The organism is Arthrobacter sp. CAN_A214, from assembly GCF_015751955.1.
GTDB lineage: Bacteria > Actinomycetota > Actinomycetes > Actinomycetales > Micrococcaceae > Arthrobacter_D.
Genome location: NZ_JADOUU010000060.1, coordinates 1 through 5,248, shown reverse-complemented (window position 1 = coordinate 5,248; position 5,248 = coordinate 1). Strand labels below are relative to the sequence as shown.

The window sequence follows — 5,248 nt, the reverse complement described above, 5'->3', positions numbered from 1 at the left end:
CGGTCCTTGATCTTCACGACAACCGGATCGTCTCCGTCATGGCAGGTCCGTCTCCGAGCGTCAAAATGGTCACCGACGGTCTCCGCGCCGCGATCCGCGGTCTCGGCCCGAACGAGCGACCCCTCGTCCACTCCGACCAAGGATTTCAATACCGGCACCCGCACTGGCAGAACACGCTCCGCGACGCCGGGCTGACTCAATCGATGTCCCGGAAGGGCACCTGTCTCGATAACGCTTCCATGGAAGGGTTCTGCAGCCACCTCAAAGAGGAATGGTTCCGGATCCAGCAACTAGACACCATCGAGCAATTCCATACCGGGCTCACCGAGTATCTCCAGTGGTGAAACAGCACCCGCATCCAACAAAGACTCGGCTACCTCAGCCCCGACGAATACCTCACCCACAACCCCGCTACCGCGTAACGTTCAATTACGAGTCCAACATTCGGGGACCACTCCAGTTTCTGCCGGTGCAGGGGGCCCGTACTGACCGTTAAGGACGTTTCACCATCGGACGGGTTCAGTTGGAAGGGTGAACATCCGCAACAGAAGCCATACGGCCTAGACTAATAGCTCCACGGGAGCCTCATTCCGGCAGTGCCACCATGCTGACGGTCGACAGGGCTGAGAGGGCGTTTGACGCCGACCGTATGAACCTGAACCGGTTGATCCCGGCGTAGGAAGGACTCTTATGACGTTGCACAACCCGGACCGCGCCGCGCATACCGCCATTGTCGGTGGCGGAATCATAGGACTGGCCATTGCCTGGGAGGTCAGCCGTCGCGGCCACCGTGTCACGCTAATCGATCCCGCGCCCGCTTCCGGAGCTACCCGTGCTGCGGCCGGAATGCTGGCCCCGGTCAGTGAACTTCATTATCAGGAAGAATCCCTACTGGACCTGACGCTGCCCTCGGCCCGGGCATACCAGCAGTTCACCATAGAGCTGGAAGCCGCCTCCGGGGTTGGAACCGGCTACCAGCGGACGCAGACACTAATAGCCGGCATCGATCCAGCCGACCGGCAAGCCCTGACCGACCTGCGCTCAGTCCAGGTAGGTCTTGGGCTCAAGGTTGAGGAACTCACCACCCGTCAGGCTCGGCGTCTGGAGCCGCTGCTCGGCCCGCAACTGACAAGCGCGTTCCTGGTTCCCGAGGATCATCAGGTGGATCCGCGGGCTATGGCCGCTGCCCTCCAAGCAGCACTGGCGCAACAGCCAACAGCGCGCACGGTGCCGGTTCCGGCTACCGCACTTGTTCATGATGATGCCGCTGACCGTACTGCTGTGACCGGTGTGCTGCTGGAGGACGGGGAGCGGATTGATGCTGATGAGGTCGTTCTGGCCAACGGGCTCGGTACGGCAAACATTGCCGGTCTACCGGCGGGGCTTCGGCTACCGTTACGTCCGGTGTACGGGGATATTCTGCGATTGCGCGTACCCGAACACCTCAGACCGCTCATAACCTCCACGGTCCGCGGACTGGTCCACGGATCCCCGATATATGTGGTGCCCCGTCAGGAAGGAACCGTGGTGATAGGTGCCACCCAGCGGGAAAACGGGTCCGCAGGGCTTTCCGCAGGCGGGGTTTACGAGTTGCTACGGGATGCCCAGACGCTGATCCCTGCCGTCGCGGAGTTGGAACTGCTCGAAGCCCTCTGCCGCCCCCGACCTGGAACCCCTGACAACGCTCCCCTGCTCGGCCGGTGTAGAAACCCGGACGGCTCCGAGGTACGCGGACTGGTTATTGCCTCCGGCTTCTTCCGGCACGGGGTGCTGCTGGCACCGATCACCGCACGCCTCTGCACAGACCTGATCAGCCAAAACGTACCGGAAGTCGACATCGAGCGATTCCGGCCCGACCGGTTCAATGACCCCGGGCACGTTCCGGAAACGTCCCGTTATGACACTTCCCGCCACAACAATTCTCCTGACGAAGTAAGGACCGCCATATGATCTTCACACTGAACGGACAGGCCCGGAACACGGTATCGGTTTCCACCCTCAAACACTTGATTGCTGAGCTGACCGGCCGTGAGCTGACCGATACCGGGCAACCAGTCGATAAAAAACAGCTGTGAGTCTTACAGCGGCTGGTCTGGGACTAGCTGGCAGTGTTGATGCCGGTCGTTCCGTCTGACGTGTGACTCGAAAAAACAATTGCCCGCCAGGGTGCATTTCCCTCGACTTGTCCGCGCTGGATGGAGCGGCCGGCGTTGACCTGTCCCACGTCGGTGGCTTGATTAGAAGCTTGCCCAGCCCCTGCGGTTGTGGCTCATCACAGTATTGCCTCGAAGTGCCTCCTCCCAGGTCAGTGCCGGTCGCGACGCGATTGATCTTGCCCGTTCGACAGGAAGGAGGGTGGCCGCAGTGACACTCGTTGCGCAGACCCGCCCATTCGTCATCGGCGTGGATTGCCACGCCCGCACACACACGTTCGCCATCATCGAGGCCCGTACTAAGCGACAGGTCGCTTGCGAGCAATTCCCTACTACCTCGGCTGGGATCTCCCGCGCACTTGCGTGGGTAGGCCGACGCACGGACGGCGACACAAGGTGTCTGTGGGCTGTCGAGGGTGTCGGCTCCTATGGCGCACGTCTGGCCCGGGCAGTAGCCGAGGTCGGCTATGACGTCGTCGAAGCTCCACGAATGAACGCCCGAGGCCGCCGCGCGATCGGTAAATCCGATCCGCTGGACGCCGCGGCCATCGGAACCGCAGTCCTGGCTTTAGATGAGTCCCAGCTTCGAACCCCACGCCAGGATGAGGGAGCCCGTGCCGGACTCAAGATCCTGAGCGCAGCCAGGGATCAGTTGACCCGGGACCGAACGATGAACGTCAATGCGCTCATCGCCTTACTCAGGGCACATAATCTTGGAATCGACGCTCGTAAACCATTGGTTCCCGCCCAGATCGCCACGATCACCAGGTGGAGGGAACGAGATGAGCCAATCGAGTTGTTGATCGCGCGCGAGGAAGCAGTTCGGTTGGCGCGCCGCGTCCACGAAGTAACCACTCAGCTGACGGCTAACCAGAAGCGCATGACAGAGCTGATCCAGCAGAGTCCCGCAGCGCCGCTGCTGGAAATGATGGGCGCCGGGGCTGTCACTGTCGCTACGATCCTGACAGCCTGGTCACATCCAGGAAGGGTTCGCAGCGAAGCTGCCTTCGCCTCGCTAGCAGGGGTCAATCCCTTGCCAGCCTCAAGCGGCAACACTGTCCGGCACAGACTCAATCGGGGTGGTGACAGGCGCCTCAACCGAGCACTGCACACCATCACCATGACCCGGATGGTCCACGACCCCGGAACACGGGACTACGTCACCAGACGCACCCAAGAAGGCCGCAGCTACCGCGAAATCCGCAGATCCCTCAAGCGCTACATCGCCCGAATCCTCTACCGCCAACTCAACACGCTTTACGCCACTGCGGAACCGGACCGATCCCACGTTGCCGGGGCAGACCCTTACCCGGAATAGGAGCACCGGTTGAGCACGCCAGGCTTCGATTTGATCTACGGATCAGGTGGTGTCTGGTGAAGAATTCCTCATCGTGTCATACCGGTTTCGGCCCGCTCCAAAAGTTCCGGCCTAAACGCCACTCGAAGCCGTCTGACTCGATGACCAATTTGCGGACGGTGCCGCGGCCCAGCAGGCTGCGCCGTTCGCTGACACGCCCTCCTCCTTCAAGGTAGGCGTGCATGACGCGGCCAATTTTTCTCAACTCTCCCTCTTTGCAGGCCTCAATCACGTCCTCGGGATCGTCGTCTTCCTCGCCGTCATCGACCAGAATGCTCGTTTGAACCTCCAGTTCAGGAATGAAGGCCTCCATCCACACGTGTCCGGCTCGAATGATCGCGGTGCGGTCCTCGCGGAAGCGGTTGTTCACCTGGACACTGTGCGTTCCATGAGCTTCGTCGGAGCTGACGCGCGTGATGACGAAGTCCTCGTTGAATACCTCGGTAATGACGCGATCGAGCATTGCCTTGTTATCGGTGGTCATAGAGCAAGCATCTCAAGCTTCGCCAGCAGCCAGAACAGCGGGGGAGAGGGACGCTGGCCGGTCACCCGCGCCCACCGACAGAACAACTTGGTTAGTGCCCGCGCCCGCACCCGCACCCGTTTCCAGCCGCTTGACAGACATAGAAGCGTCTAGGGGTAGCCGTCGCCGTCAACGCCGAGGTCGTACCCCGCAACCAGTGGGCCGAGGTAACCATCCACGACGGTGACGACGTCGAGATTCTTACCGCCGTCCAAGGAGGATAAAAACATGACTGACAACGACACGTTAACGATTGACGGGATTGCGTTCACCTCCCGGCTGATCATGGGAACCGGCGGAGCCCCGAGTCTGGCGGGTCTGGGGGCGGCACTGGCAGCATCGGGAACGGAACTGACAACCGTGGCACTGCGACGATATACCCCCGAGACGGGTGGTTCCCTGTTCGAACTGCTCAATAACCGTGGTATCCGAGTCTTACCGAACACCGCAGGGTGTTTTACTGCCCGCGAAGCTGTCATGACCGCGGAACTGGCGAGAGAGGCACTGGAAACGGACTGGATAAAACTCGAAGTCATCGCCGATGAACAGACCCTGCTACCCGATGCACTGGAGCTGGCCGAGGCCACCGAAACGCTGGTCAACAAAGGCTTCAAGGTTTTCGCCTACACCAACGACGATCCCGTGCTGGCCCGACGACTGGAACAACTTGGAGCAGCAGCCGTGATGCCACTGGGATCACCCATCGGCACAGGACTTGGCATCCTGAATCCTCACAACATCGAACTTATCGTCTCAAGGGCAACAGTTCCGGTAGTACTCGACGCCGGGATCGGCACCGCCTCCGATGCCGCCCTGGCGATGGAATTGGGCTGCGACGCGGTCCTACTCGCCACAGCAGTCACCAGAGCACAGGACCCGATAAAAATGGCGGCAGCCTTCAAACACGCCGTTGCGGCTGGCAGGCTTGCCTCACAAGCCGGCCGGATACCCAAACGCACCCATGCACAAGCCTCCTCCCCCGCCGAAGGCCGCCCCGACTTCTAACGACGCATGCGCAGTTATCGGCGCATAGCGCTGGGGAAGTTGCAGACTTCAGTATCAACTCGGATTTCCGGTACCTTTCCGGTATACCTGTGCCCGTCGCCGCATGACACCCAGGGTCTTCAGCTAGGTGAGGGATAACGGCTTTCCTATATTTGATATGACAATCCGCGGCCGTTGGAGCGGTTACCTGTGACCGGGATTTCCAATAGG

The 5,248-nt window shown here is 60.9% G+C and carries 6 protein-coding genes, 1 pseudogene and 1 riboswitch; of the genes and pseudogenes, 6 read left to right on the top strand and 1 reads right to left on the bottom strand.

All coding sequences use genetic code 11. The features are described from left to right. From IWX65_RS17110 to IWX65_RS17100, 4 genes are all read left to right on the top strand, one after another. On the top strand, positions 1-344 hold a 344-nt coding region (locus IWX65_RS17110), incomplete at its 5' end, for a DDE-type integrase/transposase/recombinase (RefSeq protein WP_196884754.1). A 222-nt stretch (positions 345-566) separates the two neighbouring features. Next, a riboswitch (TPP riboswitch) is annotated at positions 567-699 on the top strand. Beyond that, the gene (gene thiO, locus IWX65_RS17105; protein WP_196884753.1) at positions 691-1,950 is read left to right on the top strand and encodes a glycine oxidase ThiO; all 1,260 of its coding nucleotides are present in this window, start codon (positions 691-693) and stop codon (positions 1,948-1,950) included. Its footprint overlaps the riboswitch before it by 9 nt. Then, positions 1,947-2,075 carry a hypothetical protein gene (locus IWX65_RS17975; protein WP_334683975.1) on the top strand — a complete coding sequence of 43 codons (129 nt, stop codon included), beginning with the start codon at positions 1,947-1,949 and terminating at the stop codon, positions 2,073-2,075. The genes thiO and IWX65_RS17975 overlap by 4 nt, the downstream gene beginning before the upstream one ends. Before the next feature lie 289 nt (positions 2,076-2,364). Then, on the top strand, positions 2,365-3,471 hold the full coding sequence (locus tag IWX65_RS17100) for an IS110 family transposase (protein ID WP_196884755.1): 1,107 nt from the start codon (positions 2,365-2,367) through the stop codon (positions 3,469-3,471). 76 nt (positions 3,472-3,547) lie between these two features. Here the strand turns inward: IWX65_RS17100 and IWX65_RS17095 are convergent, their stop codons facing one another. Continuing rightward, positions 3,548-3,994, bottom strand: coding sequence for a hypothetical protein (locus tag IWX65_RS17095; protein ID WP_196884752.1), 447 nt, complete (start codon positions 3,992-3,994; stop codon positions 3,548-3,550). A 200-nt stretch (positions 3,995-4,194) separates the two neighbouring features. Between IWX65_RS17095 and IWX65_RS18170 the strand changes: the two are divergent. Beyond that, positions 4,195-4,257, top strand: a pseudogene (locus tag IWX65_RS18170) (sulfur carrier protein ThiS); the annotation flags it as partial. A gap of 4 nt (positions 4,258-4,261) precedes the next feature. Next, on the top strand, positions 4,262-5,038 hold the full coding sequence (locus IWX65_RS17085) for a thiazole synthase (RefSeq protein ID WP_196884751.1): 777 nt from the start codon (positions 4,262-4,264) through the stop codon (positions 5,036-5,038). Positions 5,039-5,248: the final 210 nt, after the last annotated feature.